The organism is Flexilinea flocculi (genome assembly GCF_001192795.1).
Classification (GTDB): Bacteria; Chloroflexota; Anaerolineae; order Anaerolineales; family Anaerolineaceae; genus Flexilinea; species Flexilinea flocculi.
In genome coordinates this window covers 2,276,171-2,291,015 of sequence record NZ_DF968181.1, presented here as the reverse complement: position 1 = coordinate 2,291,015, position 14,845 = coordinate 2,276,171, and the positions used below count along the sequence as shown (strand labels likewise).

General features: G+C 40.3%; 11 protein-coding genes. 4 read left to right on the top strand and 7 right to left on the bottom strand.

Going from position 1 to position 14,845, the window contains the following annotated elements; genetic code table 11:
• Window position 1: 1 nt before the first annotated feature.
• Window positions 2-982 carry an ABC transporter substrate-binding protein gene (locus ATC1_RS14445; protein WP_062283893.1) on the top strand — a complete coding sequence of 327 codons (981 nt, stop codon included), beginning with the start codon at window positions 2-4 and terminating at the stop codon, window positions 980-982.
• Between the two features lie 82 nt (window positions 983-1,064).
• Here the strand turns inward: ATC1_RS14445 and ATC1_RS14440 are convergent, their stop codons facing one another.
• The 3 genes from ATC1_RS14440 to ATC1_RS14430 form a co-directional block, all read right to left on the bottom strand.
• The gene (locus ATC1_RS14440; protein WP_062283889.1) at window positions 1,065-1,979 is read right to left on the bottom strand and encodes a ribonuclease Z; all 915 of its coding nucleotides are present in this window, start codon (window positions 1,977-1,979) and stop codon (window positions 1,065-1,067) included.
• Window positions 1,980-2,505: 526 nt separating this feature from the next.
• Window positions 2,506-3,969 (bottom strand): IS5 family transposase, encoded by a 1,464-nt coding sequence (locus ATC1_RS14435; RefSeq protein WP_062277905.1) that lies wholly within the window; start codon window positions 3,967-3,969, stop codon window positions 2,506-2,508.
• A 164-nt stretch (window positions 3,970-4,133) separates the two neighbouring features.
• Complete coding sequence (locus tag ATC1_RS14430) at window positions 4,134-5,597, bottom strand: IS5 family transposase (RefSeq protein WP_062277905.1); 1,464 nt, start codon at window positions 5,595-5,597, stop codon at window positions 4,134-4,136.
• Between the two features lie 218 nt (window positions 5,598-5,815).
• On the opposite strand from ATC1_RS14430, the gene ATC1_RS14425 reads away from it, so the two are divergent.
• Window positions 5,816-6,844, top strand: coding sequence for an alpha/beta hydrolase (locus ATC1_RS14425; RefSeq protein WP_062283886.1), 1,029 nt, complete (start codon window positions 5,816-5,818; stop codon window positions 6,842-6,844).
• A 27-nt stretch (window positions 6,845-6,871) separates the two neighbouring features.
• Here the strand turns inward: ATC1_RS14425 and ATC1_RS14420 are convergent, their stop codons facing one another.
• Together ATC1_RS14420 and ATC1_RS14415 are read right to left on the bottom strand one after the other, a co-directional pair.
• Window positions 6,872-8,233 carry an MATE family efflux transporter gene (locus ATC1_RS14420; RefSeq protein WP_062283884.1) on the bottom strand — a complete coding sequence of 454 codons (1,362 nt, stop codon included), beginning with the start codon at window positions 8,231-8,233 and terminating at the stop codon, window positions 6,872-6,874.
• Between the two features lie 67 nt (window positions 8,234-8,300).
• The gene (locus ATC1_RS14415) at window positions 8,301-9,041 is read right to left on the bottom strand and encodes a hypothetical protein (protein ID WP_062283881.1); all 741 of its coding nucleotides are present in this window, start codon (window positions 9,039-9,041) and stop codon (window positions 8,301-8,303) included.
• Window positions 9,042-9,351: 310 nt separating this feature from the next.
• On the opposite strand from ATC1_RS14415, the gene ATC1_RS14410 reads away from it, so the two are divergent.
• Window positions 9,352-11,850: a hypothetical protein gene (locus ATC1_RS14410; protein WP_062283879.1), complete on the top strand. Its 2,499-nt coding sequence runs from the start codon at window positions 9,352-9,354 to the stop codon at window positions 11,848-11,850.
• Between the two features lie 102 nt (window positions 11,851-11,952).
• Here ATC1_RS14410 and ATC1_RS14405 read toward each other — a convergent pair whose 3' ends face one another.
• Window positions 11,953-12,630 (bottom strand): hypothetical protein, encoded by a 678-nt coding sequence (locus ATC1_RS14405; RefSeq protein WP_062283877.1) that lies wholly within the window; start codon window positions 12,628-12,630, stop codon window positions 11,953-11,955.
• Window positions 12,631-12,929: 299 nt separating this feature from the next.
• Between ATC1_RS14405 and ATC1_RS14400 the strand changes: the two genes are divergently transcribed.
• On the top strand, window positions 12,930-13,700 hold the full coding sequence (locus tag ATC1_RS14400) for a basic amino acid ABC transporter substrate-binding protein (RefSeq protein ID WP_062283874.1): 771 nt from the start codon (window positions 12,930-12,932) through the stop codon (window positions 13,698-13,700).
• Window positions 13,701-14,020: 320 nt separating this feature from the next.
• On the opposite strand, the gene ATC1_RS14395 is transcribed toward ATC1_RS14400, so the two are convergent.
• Window positions 14,021-14,815, bottom strand: coding sequence for a dimethylarginine dimethylaminohydrolase family protein (locus tag ATC1_RS14395; protein WP_062283871.1), 795 nt, complete (start codon window positions 14,813-14,815; stop codon window positions 14,021-14,023).
• Window positions 14,816-14,845 lie beyond the last annotated feature (30 nt).

The following is a 14,845-nucleotide window of genomic DNA, read 5'->3' as shown; positions in this document are numbered from 1 at the left end:
CATGAAAAAATTATCCGTTCTTTCTTTATTAATTGTTGTTTTGGCTTCTGCCATTCTCACCGGTGTCGTTTATGCTCAGGATGAACTTATTCAAATTGGTGTCTTACAGTTAGTGGAACACGCTGCACTTGATGCTGCAAATTCCGGATTTGTTGCCGGATTGAAAGATTCCGGATTTGAAGAAGGGAAAAATATTGAGATCGACCAACAGAATGCCCAGGCTGATCAGGCTAACCTGATGACCATCAGCGACAGGTTTGTCAAAAATAAAGTGGATTTGATCTTGGCGATTGCAACACCCGCAGCGCAGGCTGTCGCTTCTGCCACAACAGAAATCCCGATTTTAGTGACAGCCGTAACCGATCTCGTCGGAGCAAGACTGGTAGAAAGCAATGAAGTTCCAGGTACCAATGTCTCCGGAACAACCGATGCAGCCCCCATTGATAAACAACTGGCGTTATTAATGGAACTGTTCCCTGAAACAAAAACCTTGGGTATTATCTACAATTCTTCAGAAGTGAATTCAGAAATCCAGGCGAAACAAGTTGAAGAAGAAGCAACGAAATTGGGCCTTGCTGTTGAAAAAGGAACGATTACATCGGTCAACGATATCGAACAGGTCGCTTCATCTTTGAGCAGCAAAGTAGATGCAATCTATGCGCCTACGGACAATACTATTGCCTCGGCTATGCCAAATCTGGCCAAGGTAACCGAAGAAAAGAAGATTCCTACCATTTGTGGTGAACCTGGAATGGTAAAAGCAGGCGGTTTGATGACGATCGGTATTGATTACTATAAGTTAGGTTATCAGACAGGATTAATGGCTGCCCGAGTTCTAAAAGGTGAAGCAGAACCTTCAACCATGCCAGTCGAGTCTTTAAAGGATGTAGATATTGTTCTGAATCAGGATACGGCTGATGCTATCGGATATACTTTCCCGGAAAGTATTTTGGAAAAAGCTGCCATAGTCTATCCTGAATAACATCCGTTTTGTTTGTAATAATAAAAAAATATCCTCGTCGAGAGGATATTTTTTTATCTGTCAATTATTAGTTGGATTTTTGTCATCTTTTTACGAAATACTGTGATAAGTCTCTGGCGACGATCGTATTTGGAAAAATGGATTGTGCTTCAGCCAGAATGTCTTTTTCTCTGTGACGACGTGATACATGCGTCAAATATAGCTGCTGCACGCCGGCTGTTTTAGCAAGCATTGCAGAAGATTTCGCTGTCATATGAGAAAATTTTTTCGCCAGGTCGATTTCTTCTTCTAAATAGGTAGCTTCTATAACCAGTGCATCTGCACCCTGAATATATGAGATCAATGAATCAGTCTCGCCGGTATCTCCGACGACAGCGAGGGTTGCACCTGGTTTGAAGGGACCTAATACCTGATCCGGTTCAATAAAGCGGCCATCCGGAAGTGTTACACCTTCTCCATTGGTAAGATCACGCCGCCAGGGTCCCGGCGGTATTGCCAGTGCTTCTGCTTTTTCTGGAAGGAACGGGCGTCGACCATGTTCCTGGAATAAATATCCAACCGAGTCAGAACCTCGATGAATGACGGGGAAACAACTGATAGAGAAATTTTTCTCATCAATAAAGGTTCCATAGGTCAAATTATGAAAATGAAGCTGAGCTGGGATCTGACTGCCGCGTAATACAACGGTATAAATTAAATCCTGAATGCGGTAGATCGCATCTTTCCCGCCATAGATATCCATATCTTCCATACTCTCCCAGCGGATCAAGGTCGCAAGAAGACCTGCCAGTCCGAGAATATGATCCAGATGTCCGTGTGTGACCAGTATTTTATTCAGATTTTTGAATCCTGCTCCGGCAGTCAAAATCTGACGCTGCGTTCCCTCTCCGCAATCCACCAGATAGCGATGATCTTCATGCTGAATCAATAATGAAGGCAGACTGCGATGGACGGATGGCGCAGATGCAGAGGTTCCTAAAAAAAGTAATTCGAACAAATTTTTCTTCCTTTTGAGGCGATCGATGAATAAATCTACACAATTTTACCAGAGAGTACGAATAACCAGTAATTCGAAAACGCAGACTTATTCAATAAAGTAATTTCAAATAGGGGGCGATTGATTCGAAAGGTCGGTTTATATTTCGAATCGCTGGCTCTACTTGACTTTAAGCCGTGAATGAGCTTTAATTAATATGGTGGCTGGCTTATGGGTGACCCCCTCATCTATAATGTCCAGACCACCTTTTTATTTTGATTATCGATGAAAAAATGCAGGTGTGTTTATTGATAGTTGGAGCCCGAAATACTCAAATAGCAAAAAAATCAGGATTTAATCAGTTTTTTGAAACATTGACTTGTTATTCGAATTCAGAGTGAAAACCTATTGTTGTGATATTTTCACATTTCACGAAAAAAATACTATAACAAAAAATCTTCATCATATTTCGAATTACTGATTGATATACCGATTTCTTGCGATGCGGTTTTTTTATCCGTTATACTTAAATAGGGGTTGTTCCATATTATGCAAGTTGTGGAATAGCCCCATTTTTTCTTCCAAAATTAATGAAAATATTGAACTTGCACAGGATTAAAATCCAATCTAAAAATTGCGACAAAAAATCTCTTAGCCTTTTAGCTAAGTTCAGAACTACAAAATACAGAGCAATCATGACCTTGCATGTATGTTCAGTCTTTCCTTTGATACAATCCATTCCATAGAACCGTTTCCCTTCACCAAATTTGCCTTCAACAGCATTCCGTTTTCTGGAATCCATTTGGGCAATTTTTCTTTCCGCTTTCTCCTGATTGACCTGTTTTCTGCCAAGTTTTGGCCCACTCAGTCGTATTCCTAATTCAGCACATTTTCGCCGGTTTTCTTTTGTTCGATAGATTTGATCTGCCAGAACAGCTTCCGGATAATGCCCCGTGCGAAGTTTATACGCTTCTATCTGTGACCAAAGGTCTTCACTTTCATTGTAGGAATCGAATTGGACGCGATCCAAATATGAATACCCATCAATTACGCTGATCGATATCTTTGCTCCGAATTCTGTTTTATTTTTTGCTTTTCCCCGGACAATCGGACGAATGTATGGCTGTGAAATGCTGACAATCCGGTTTTCGACATTATGCTTTTTTGCGCGATACATTTCCTCCTGTTGTTGATATACCAGACGAGTTGTCTCCAATTCCCTTTTTTGTTTCTCACTCAATAATTCAATTAAACCCGGCTCTTTTTCCAGCATCTGATCGATAGTTTTGAAATTCCTCCTGACATAGCCGATTTGTGCTTTTATTGCATTTCGGATCGCTCTTTGACTTGGATTCCGGTTCTTTGCAAACATCAAATACTTTTTTCGGGCAGTTTTTCGATAAGTCCTTGGTTTCTTTTTCCGTTCGCTGCTTCCAGCATACATGATGTCGATGATTTTTTCCTGCTTTTCCCTTCCTTCATTCAATAGATCGGTATCTTTCGGATATCGTATATCGGAGGGTACGCAAGTTGCATCAATTATCAGTTCGCCCTTGTTGTCACCTTTTCTCTCATCATCGCTCTTTTTTCCAGCCGTATTTGAATTTTCTCCGGGACGTCCGATTTCCTCAATCAGTCCCATAATCATCCCCAGATCGATCCTGTCTCGCCATTTGCTCAACATACTGTAACTGAATGGCAGCTCAAATTCAAACCTTTCCAACCCGATAAAGTATTGTAAGTACGGACTTTCCACAATTGCTTCTATCGTTTTCCGATCTGACAAATCCATCATTCGCTGGATTATCAACGTCCCCAATCCCATTCTTACCGGATGCGCTGTGTGCCGGGATTTCTCAGAAAATTGTTTGGCATATTCTTTTTCAAAACTATCCCATGGGATGATTTCTGCTAATCTTACCCATCGGTTTTCCGGATTTAAATTCCGATCGAATTGATACCACTGAGCGGTTTTACACAAATCTTGCTGTTGATTCTTTCGCAGATACATCGGCTTTTCTTTCTGATTGATGCAAGGTTTTTTGGTTCTTTTTGCTTTTTTCCGTGCACTAATTGTATCAGAAAGATCCTTTTTTATCCAATTTTACTCGTAGTTTTATGCCATCCTTAACAAATATTTCCTTTAGGAACAACCCCNNTAGGGGTTGTTCCATATTATGCAAGTTGTGGAATAGCCCCATTTTTTCTTCCAAAATTAATGAAAATATTGAACTTGCACAGGATTAAAATCCAATCTAAAAATTGCGACAAAAAATCTCTTAGCCTTTTAGCTAAGTTCAGAACTACAAAATACAGAGCAATCATGACCTTGCATGTATGTTCAGTCTTTCCTTTGATACAATCCATTCCATAGAACCGTTTCCCTTCACCAAATTTGCCTTCAACAGCATTCCGTTTTCTGGAATCCATTTGGGCAATTTTTCTTTCCGCTTTCTCCTGATTGACCTGTTTTCTGCCAAGTTTTGGCCCACTCAGTCGTATTCCTAATTCAGCACATTTTCGCCGGTTTTCTTTTGTTCGATAGATTTGATCTGCCAGAACAGCTTCCGGATAATGCCCCGTGCGAAGTTTATACGCTTCTATCTGTGACCAAAGGTCTTCACTTTCATTGTAGGAATCGAATTGGACGCGATCCAAATATGAATACCCATCAATTACGCTGATCGATATCTTTGCTCCGAATTCTGTTTTATTTTTTGCTTTTCCCCGGACAATCGGACGAATGTATGGCTGTGAAATGCTGACAATCCGGTTTTCGACATTATGCTTTTTTGCGCGATACATTTCCTCCTGTTGTTGATATACCAGACGAGTTGTCTCCAATTCCCTTTTTTGTTTCTCACTCAATAATTCAATTAAACCCGGCTCTTTTTCCAGCATCTGATCGATAGTTTTGAAATTCCTCCTGACATAGCCGATTTGTGCTTTTATTGCATTTCGGATCGCTCTTTGACTTGGATTCCGGTTCTTTGCAAACATCAAATACTTTTTTCGGGCAGTTTTTCGATAAGTCCTTGGTTTCTTTTTCCGTTCGCTGCTTCCAGCATACATGATGTCGATGATTTTTTCCTGCTTTTCCCTTCCTTCATTCAATAGATCGGTATCTTTCGGATATCGTATATCGGAGGGTACGCAAGTTGCATCAATTATCAGTTCGCCCTTGTTGTCACCTTTTCTCTCATCATCGCTCTTTTTTCCAGCCGTATTTGAATTTTCTCCGGGACGTCCGATTTCCTCAATCAGTCCCATAATCATCCCCAGATCGATCCTGTCTCGCCATTTGCTCAACATACTGTAACTGAATGGCAGCTCAAATTCAAACCTTTCCAACCCGATAAAGTATTGTAAGTACGGACTTTCCACAATTGCTTCTATCGTTTTCCGATCTGACAAATCCATCATTCGCTGGATTATCAACGTCCCCAATCCCATTCTTACCGGATGCGCTGTGTGCCGGGATTTCTCAGAAAATTGTTTGGCATATTCTTTTTCAAAACTATCCCATGGGATGATTTCTGCTAATCTTACCCATCGGTTTTCCGGATTTAAATTCCGATCGAATTGATACCACTGAGCGGTTTTACACAAATCTTGCTGTTGATTCTTTCGCAGATACATCGGCTTTTCTTTCTGATTGATGCAAGGTTTTTTGGTTCTTTTTGCTTTTTTCCGTGCACTAATTGTATCAGAAAGATCCTTTTTTATCCAATTTTACTCGTAGTTTTATGCCATCCTTAACAAATATTTCCTTTAGGAACAACCCCTAAATAATTACATCCTTTTATTATTGAGAAAAACACTCTTTACAGCATGAAACAGCAAATTGGGAGATGAAAATGAACAAAGATATCCATGAAAAAATGAAGACGATCCTTTTGGGTACTTTAACGGTAGGCGTGATTGCTGGAATTTCCGGAAATATTGTTTATGATTATTCGATCAACAGAAACAGAAAATTCTTCTTTGGACCGACTTTATGGAAAAACGATTCAATGACGAGAGGACAATTCCTCAGAACAGATGTGGCAGAGGAAGCTTTGCATTGGGCTGAACGAACTGAAATTTCCGAATTGAACGAAAAAGCATTTGATGGTGTTGCACTGCATGGATATTCTTTCATGCAAAAAAAGCATTCAAATTTATGGGTAATCGCTGTACACGGCTATGCTGGAATGGCTTCCCAAATGTTTCCTGTTGCAAAAATATTTTATGAGCGAGGTTTTAATGTTTTGCTGCCGGAATGCCGCGGCTCAGGTAAAAGCGGCGGGAATTGTTTTGGTATGGGCTGGCTTGATCGTAATGATATCTTAAAATGGACCTATCAGATCATTGACAAAGACCCGGATGCCAGAATTGTATATTATGGAGTATCCACAGGAGCTGATGCTGTGATGATGGCTGCCGGTGAATCATTACCTTCCAACGTTCGATGTGTGATCGAAGACAGCGGTTATTCTGATCTGATAGGCTTGTATAACCATCACTTTGAACGACATTCGATTCCTTGGTTTCCGCTTCATGTTGCAGCCAGCTTTGTGACAAGAATTCGAGCCGGATATTCGTTTTTTGACGCTTCCGCAATCAATCAGGTGGCAAAGAGCAAAACACCAATTTTATTTATTCACGGCGGACGCGATAAAGAAGTTCCTTCTGAAATGGTTTATCAATTATATAATTCCACAAATTGCGTTAAAGATATTTTGGTGATACCGGAAGCTTCTCACGCATATGCGATGTATGTCGAACCAGAACTTTATTGGAAAAAGATCTGGGATTTTACCGACCGTTTTATTGACAATTCAGAAGAGGAAAGAGATTATCGTTCAAAGATCATGGGGCAGATTAATAAAATTCGAGGAAAATAACCATTGATCAGTTAAAACTGAATTTTCTTAAAAAATACCGCGAATTTTCTTGCGCCAGATTCCTTTTTTGTAATAAACAATCATGAAAATACTGGCAAGTGTCCAACACGATGCGATGCATACAAAGATCAGCCGGGAATTTCCCGTCAGTTTGACGATCAGATAAGCGGAAGAAACGCGCAAGATAACATTGCAGAAGAAACTGGCCATGAGCGGAGCCACGGAATCCCCGGCTCCACGCACAGCGCCGCTTAATATCACATACGTATTTACAAGAATATATCCGGCGCTGAGTGTGCGTAGAATGTTTGTTCCGGTTTTTACGACATCGATGTCTTTGGTAAACCATGACATTACATTATCGCCGAAGACAAAGAGCAGTGCAACCAGACCGATTGTAGTAAACTGACTTAGAATAAGCGTCTTTTTAATGCCACTCTGTGTTCGTTGAATTTTTAATGCTCCGATATTTTGCCCGACAAATGTAGTAATTGCCGTTGCAAAAGAATTCATCGGCATCATTACGAATTGATCGACACGGGTTACGATTGTATAGGATGCAATCAGGACTGAGCCAAAACTATTGATCAAATTTTGCTGCAATAAAAAGCCTACAGAAAAAATGGCGCTCTGGAGACCGGCTGGCAGTCCGATGGAAATTAATTCTTTCCCGATTGACCAATCCGGTTTAATTCCGCTCAAATTTATGTCATATTTTTTCTGAGACAATATCAGATAAATAAAAGTAACGACTGCAGCCGTTGTTTGAGCCAGAAGCGTAGCATAAGCTGCGCCTTTGATTCCGAATTTCAGAATCACAACAAAAATGTAAAGAAAGATTCCATTGATTATATTGGATACAATCAGAATAACCAGCGGAATGATCGAATCGCCCATTCCGCGTAAAATGCCGCATAAGATATTATAGAAAAAAACCGAAATGATCCCGAGAAACATAACCCGTGAGTAGGTTAATGCCATATCAAAAATTTCAGCGGGTGTATGAATCATTTGCAAGAGCCATTTGATGATAAACAATCCAATACCTGTAAACAGGATTCCACTGAAAACGGTTAACCAGATAGAAACTAAGATGGATTTGTTTAATTTTTCATTGTTCTTTGAACCGCAAGACTGCGAAACGATGACAGTAGCGCCGGTGGAAATCCCTGTAAATAATCCGATCAGCAGGTTGTTCATCGGCGAATAAACACCGACAGCTGCTAATGCATTGCTGCCGATAAAATTCCCGACAATGATAGAATCAACGGTATTGTAAAGCTGTTGAAAAATATTGCCAACAAATAACGGCCATGAAAACAGAAGAAGCTGCCGAATGATACTTCCTTCTGTCATGTCGAATCTGGCTGTATGAGTTTGTTTTTGCATTCGGATAACGACCGAGTCCTTTTAAAAAGATATGCAAAAAAGCAACTGGATTGACCAGACGGCTGCGTCAGTTTTCCATCAATGGCAAGTCGATCAATGTGTCCCAGAAAAAGGCAATTATGGCAGTTAAGAATAAAAGCGATTGCTCTTCTGTTTCAGTTTTTTGAATTTTGCTGATCCGGTTGCTTACCATTTCAGCTTTCTTCTCTGCCGAGAAAATGGCTTCCAGCCGTTTTTTTGCATCCGCGTCTTTGCGGATAATCTCATAAGCATAATGACATTTTATTACACCAGAGTTTTCAAGTTCCCTGATATCATTTATTCGGATACTCTCTGTCAGACGGTTAAAGGATGGTTTAAAAGAATAAACGCATTTTTTCCGAAGCATTGGCTGATAATGGCAAAAGCCAACCAATTTTTCATCGGAATCATATAATAAATTTGGAATCATCCCATCAAATTTAAAAAGTCGATTGTGTGGAGTAAGTATATCCAATGCTCCAATTTTTTCATGGTTACCGTTCATCAGTGTCAGGCGTTTCTGATTGGCATTCAATTTTTTTAATGGGTGTCTTTCTTTTTTTTCAGAAACAGTGTAGTAAGAAAAGATTTCTTCAGGTGTTTGATTTCCGGGATTAAAAGGATTATAGGAACCGATAATGAATGCTTTCTTCTCTTTTAATTCCTCCGGCTGTTGATAAACGAATGGACTCGCAAAAGAAAACGCGTAATTATGCTGACCATCAGAAAAATGTACTAAACTCTGAACGTTGCCTTCAATCGGAAATTTGATATCCTCGAGATTCATTTTCTCTCCGTTATATTACAGAATGATTCTATGTACTTATATATGATTATACTCTGAATCCCGCCCATATTTCGAATCATTGGCGATGCGAAATATGAAGAGAATTCATCGTGGATCTAATGGCTTTGCGTGAAATGTAAAAGCAATACAATTACAAAATTCCCATTTTATTGAGGCTTTCCTAATTTCATATTATTGTTGCGCCATGAGATCTTCTTGCGTGAAGTTAAAATCTTGAAGATCATGCTGACGATTATTTTTGGCTTAAAAATTGCACACAATTCAATAAAGAGATTTTGGAAATGTTAGAATGGGAAACGGCGGTATTTTGTTCGATCTGAATATACTCCCTATGAATTTGATCAATAACAGAAATCTGGGCGAATTACCCGGATTGCAGGTATTCTCCGCTCCCAAAAAATGTGACAAATCACGCCAAAATGATGTGCTGATTGTATTAATCTCTTCGGGGAATCTTCACCAGTACGGCCAGGAATTGGCAGTCTGGGGAAAAATTATCTCGAACGGGTATTTTTCAGCTCGTGGTTCTTTCACGATGGGTATCAATGCGGCAGTGAAAAAGATTGGCGATTATTTACAAAAGACATGTCCCGGAATGGTGCTTCCGAATGTTGTCATAAATATGATTGTCATGCGTGATCGGACTTTAATGATCGGTCATACAGGGCCGGCAAATACAACGATTGTCTATGCGGATCATATCGATAATTTTTCGAATGAGCTTTCAATCGGCTTTGGGCAGGGAGAGCAAAATGTTCGGTTTTATCAAGCTGAAATTCATTCGGGCGATTTGATTCTGATGTGTCCCTATATTCCTAAAGGGTGGACAAATGAAGCGATTTTGGATGCAACCAGCGAGAGCCCGCTTAATGTGGTTCGATATTTATTGGATCAGGCACACGGGAATTTGCAGGGAGCTGTGATTCAAGTTAAAGCTGGTCATGGCGAGATTCTGTATCGATACAAACCACCGATATCTACCAACATCGCTTTAGGATTCGAAAATGAACCGGAACGAAAACCGGAAATTCCGGAAAAACAATCCACAAACGCCAAAAAGACTGCGAACCTGTTGTCTTCAGAGAAAGCTGTAAGTTTGATGGATAAACCGGGAGTACTGATGGGCAATGATCAGGAATCAGAACGTCCATTATATCGGCTGAGAGTACCTTTTGAATCGTTGCCTGATTTTAATCCGTTGGAAAATATCACGCGTGAAAACCAGTTGCATGAGGAATATGTTGCAAAATCCGATGAAGAGAGCAATGGCGCAACTGAAAAATTCGTTCAAGAAGGGACCGATAATTTGAAGGTTCCGGACGAGAAATCATCAAGTTCGGACGCGCAGAAAGCGGAAGAATTGGGGACATTTTCCGATGCTGGAAGTACGGAAGCCGAAAATTCTGTAGATTCGAGACATGATCCTACAGATCCCGCAATTCCGGATCAACGAACACTTAGTGCAAGAGAGCGAATTGCTCGAAAAAAATTATCTCTAAACGATAGCGCTCTAAATGAAAAAACGATAAAAAAAAAGAATACGAAAAACCTGATTTTATTATTGGTTTTCGGTTTTTTAATTCCAATTTGTACCGCACTCATCTTCTTTTTCATCTATTCCGGTCGCGGGAAAAATGAAATCTATCGCGAAAGTTTAGGTCTTGCGGTCGATACAGCAAAGGTGGCAGTACAGCAAGCGGATCCCGTATTGAGAAGAATTTCATGGGAAAAAGTTCTGGAGTACCTGGATGAGGCTGACCAATATGGCTCATCCAAGGCATCTACTGATTTGCGATATCAGTCCTATGCGGAATTAGAAAGCATCGAAAAGGGCAAACAAACAATCTACCATTATGCTTTATCCAATCAGTTACCCAATGGGACGAATCTGATTCGTATCGAATCTACTCCGCAATATGTATATGCTCTGGATCAAACGACAGGAAGCATTCTGCGTTTTTTTATTTACAGCAACGGTTTAACACTGGATAATTCATTTCAATGCAAACCCGGGACCTATCCGATCTATAAAAAACCGGGATCAGAATCATCCCCTCTGGACCAAACTGATTCGCAAGCAACTGAGCAGGAACTTGTTGTAAAGAATCTGATTGATTTTGTGATTTTGCCAACAGGAGAATTCGGAAACATCACGTTGGCAGCGATTGACGGTGAAGCAAATTTACTTTATTGCGCTGCTGAAGGAAAAAATTCCGCTGTCCATTTGGAAACTCCTCCGATTGGATGGTTGGGTTTGGATGGACTGTTCTTTGCATCGAAGACGCTGTTTGTTTTAGATGCAAGGAATGAGGCAATTTGGAAATTCGATTTTCTGGACGACGATGGATTTTCCACAGAACCCAAAAGCTATTTTGGAGCCGGAGCTCCAAGTATGCGTGATGTCGTTGATTTCGTTGTGTATGGAGATTATTCATATCTGCTACGGAGTAACGGCACACTGATTTTCTGTGATTATACGGGTTATGATCCTGCCTGTTCTTATATTTTTGAATTGAAGAATGCCGAGGGTCAACTGATTGACTTGACAAAAAAGCATATGATCCAAATCCGAATGAACGCTTCTCCGGATACTTCGCTTTATCTGATGGATGAGAAACGACAGTCTGTTATTAACATGACTTTGAAATTGAATCTTATCCGATATATCGTACCGGATCGCTTTGCTGGAGAAGGAGGAGGAAAAATTGTGACCGGGTTCGGTTTATTGAATACTTCCAACATTGTATGGGCATCCGGATCGGATCTCTATATTGGTCAAATGCCTTGAATAAACTTTAAGACAATCTGATTATTGAGCCATCAAGATATTTTTAAATTTTCATCAGCAATTCGAAACGAGGGAGAATTGCTGATGAGATCGAATATTGTCTTACGGTACGTAAATCTGATAACTGAATTCGCAAAAATTTTCTTCGCCGTTGGACAGTGCATAAGTTGCTTCAAATTTACCGTTCGCATTAGTTTCTTCCGGCGCCTTCATCGGAATATTGATCAGAAATGTTTCTTCAGGGACGACGCTTTCAACTGGTAGTGCATAGGCATATTGTTTATCTACTTCAGCTTTTAGACCGCTCAGGTATTGAATGGTCACTTCTTTGCCCCAGGTTTTTGGACCGATGTTTGTAATTTCAACCTGGAAGGAAAAAACGGAACCGCGGTTGAATTGCCCATAGTAATAGGGACTATTAACCTTTGCTTCACAATCATATCCCGAGGGATTCGGTGTTCGGGTAGGTTCAGCCGTCGGAGTTAAGGTTCCTCTGGGAATTGCTGTTTTTGTTGCCGTCGGCATATTTGCAATGATCGAAAGTGTAGCAACCTGTTTTTCATAAGAGGCAACTTTTTCTTCCAGTGTCTTCACACGCAAATCCAATGCTGAAAGAGCGGCATCAAATTTCTCGGTCACGGCTGTTTCGATTTGTTTTATCAGCGCATTCATATCGATGGAAATCAGTGGCGTCTGATCCTGGGGGATGGGAGCGAAGCTTAACGTCAAAAATAGGACGATTAATGGCACCAAGCTAATTTTTAGAATTCTTTTTTTCATTTCAACTCCTGTTTGAAGAATAACTTTCTATTATGAATTAATCTTAACATATCTTATTCATTTTTCGACATACAGGCCTGTGATCTGAAAAGTAAGAAGAGTTCTTTATTGTTGTGATATTTTTACACTTCGCACAAAAACATTACGATAACAAGTAATTTTCGATTGATTCGAATAACAAGTCGATATTTCGAATTACGCAGTGCCAATAAAAACTCATAAATTTTGAATTTATCGATCATAAAATATGCATCTATGCTAAAATTGACGAAATATAATCCAATTGGGAGAATTCAATCATGAAAAAAGGAATAATTTTTGCAATTATTGTTTTGGCTGTTGCAGCCATTAGTGGTTTTGCATTTTTTCAATCCGCAGAAGCGGCATCTGACGATGTAATTCGGATTGCTACTGATGCAACATGGCCTCCATTTGAAATGGTCGATGAGGAATCAAAGGAATTGACCGGTTTCGATATCGAATTGGTCAACGCAATCGCTGAAGTAGAAGATCTGAAAGTTGAATTTGTCAACGTCGCTTTTGACGCTGTGATTGCCGGTTTATCTCAATGCCAATATGATGCTGGGGCCTCAGGGATTTCCATTACGGATGAACGGAAAGAAACGATGCTTTTCTCTGATCCATATTATGCTGTCGGTCAGATTATGTCGATCAATGAAGGAGTCACCGGCCTTGTTAATAAAGAAGACTTCAAAGGAAAAACAATTGGTGCTCAAACCGGGACAACGGGCGCTCTGATGGCTCAAGAATGGGAAGAGGAAGGTCTTGTAACCTATAAAGGCTACGATACCATTGATCTTGCCTTCATGGATCTTAAGAATAAGCAAATTAATGCTGTTTTGACTGATAACACTGTTGCCGAGGGGTATGTCAATTCTCTTGGTGGACTGCAGACCACGGGCGAGCTTTATTCTTCTGAAGATTTAGGCTTCGCATTCTGCAAGAAAGAGACTGATCTTCAGGCGAAATTCAATGATGCGTTGAAAAAATTAAAGGAAAGCGGTAAGATCGACGAACTGGTGAAAAAGTATTTTGCTGTTGCGGAATAACCAATTTTTCTAAATGGACAAGATCAATTCAGGCGTGTCCATCTTTCAAAAATGAAAAGAAGAGGTGCATCGGGATTCCGGTACACCTCTTTTTCTTCATTCTCATGTGGCAGAAGATTGCTTCACCTCCTGTGTAAGGCTCCCATGGCACGCTGTCATTGTGAGGCGGGCATCAGCCCGACGAAGCAATCTAAAGTATTAATCAAATAAATAAAAATTGTCAGTTTATTGATTTCGCAAGAAGATCAATAAACTGACAATACATACAATACATGTTCGGAATCGCTGAATTCAAGCGGATTCCACCTGGCATTATCAATTTATAGATTTAATTTGGGGATGCGCAGCGACAGACAGCTCAATCCGCCATCCTGTTTTTCAAATTCACTCATTGGAACCGGAATTGTTTTAAAACCTGCTTTTTCAACCTGTTCAATCGTACGATCGAAACCCTGTGGGATGATCACATAATCGTTGATGCGGATACAATTCGATGCGTATCCCTCTTCTTCTGTTGTCACAATCCGATTAAATGCTTTCAATTCCGGATCATTCGCAATTTGCGGAATGGAAATGAACGTATGATCACCCAGATAAGACATGCCAGTTTTTAAGTGAAGAACGGATTTGTAATCGCGGATGCTGATAGTACTGCTGGTAAAGCCGTATTTTTTCAGGATTTCGGAAAGCTGGCGAGCCCCTTCATCATTCGTTCGGCGCGATAATCCGATAAAAAAGTGTGTGCCGACCTGGCATATATCTCCGCCTTCCACTGTGCCTGGTGATTGAATTATTTCAATTTTTGTCCCATAGAGTTTTTCAATCAACGGAAGAACTTTCTTTTCCTCCCCTTTTCTGGAGGGAGCCTGAAAACCGGCAATTACTGCAACTCGGTCTGTCACAATTGCTGGATCTTCGATAAAACAGGAATCCGGATAATCGTTGTCCTCTGCTAACACGGTGACTCGTAAACCGCATTGTTCTAATGCGCGAATATATGCTTTATGTTGTTCCCTGGCAAGGGCTGTATCAGCTCTGCCCAGGAATCCCGGCGTAATGCCATCTGCAAAATTCTCACTAGGAGTCCTTACAATCGCTTGCTCAAAAAGTTCCATGAATTGATGTTCCTTTTTTTATTTGATGTG

What these genes read in the sequence shown, in the direction of transcription:
- ATC1_RS14395 (WP_062283871.1), bottom strand. Translation starts at nt 14,815, where the DNA reads ATGGAACTTTTTGAGCAAGCGATTGTAAGGACTCCTAGTGAGAATTTT.
- ATC1_RS14445 (WP_062283893.1), top strand. Translation starts at nt 2, where the DNA reads ATGAAAAAATTATCCGTTCTTTCTTTATTAATTGTTGTTTTGGCTTCT.
- ATC1_RS14425 (WP_062283886.1), top strand. Translation starts at nt 5,816, where the DNA reads ATGAACAAAGATATCCATGAAAAAATGAAGACGATCCTTTTGGGTACT.
- ATC1_RS14430 (WP_062277905.1), bottom strand. Translation starts at nt 5,597, where the DNA reads ATGTATCTGCGAAAGAATCAACAGCAAGATTTGTGTAAAACCGCTCAG.
- ATC1_RS14405 (WP_062283877.1), bottom strand. Translation starts at nt 12,630, where the DNA reads ATGAAAAAAAGAATTCTAAAAATTAGCTTGGTGCCATTAATCGTCCTA.
- ATC1_RS14435 (WP_062277905.1), bottom strand. Translation starts at nt 3,969, where the DNA reads ATGTATCTGCGAAAGAATCAACAGCAAGATTTGTGTAAAACCGCTCAG.
- ATC1_RS14415 (WP_062283881.1), bottom strand. Translation starts at nt 9,041, where the DNA reads ATGAATCTCGAGGATATCAAATTTCCGATTGAAGGCAACGTTCAGAGT.
- ATC1_RS14410 (WP_062283879.1), top strand. Translation starts at nt 9,352, where the DNA reads ATGGGAAACGGCGGTATTTTGTTCGATCTGAATATACTCCCTATGAAT.
- ATC1_RS14400 (WP_062283874.1), top strand. Translation starts at nt 12,930, where the DNA reads ATGAAAAAAGGAATAATTTTTGCAATTATTGTTTTGGCTGTTGCAGCC.
- ATC1_RS14420 (WP_062283884.1), bottom strand. Translation starts at nt 8,233, where the DNA reads ATGCAAAAACAAACTCATACAGCCAGATTCGACATGACAGAAGGAAGT.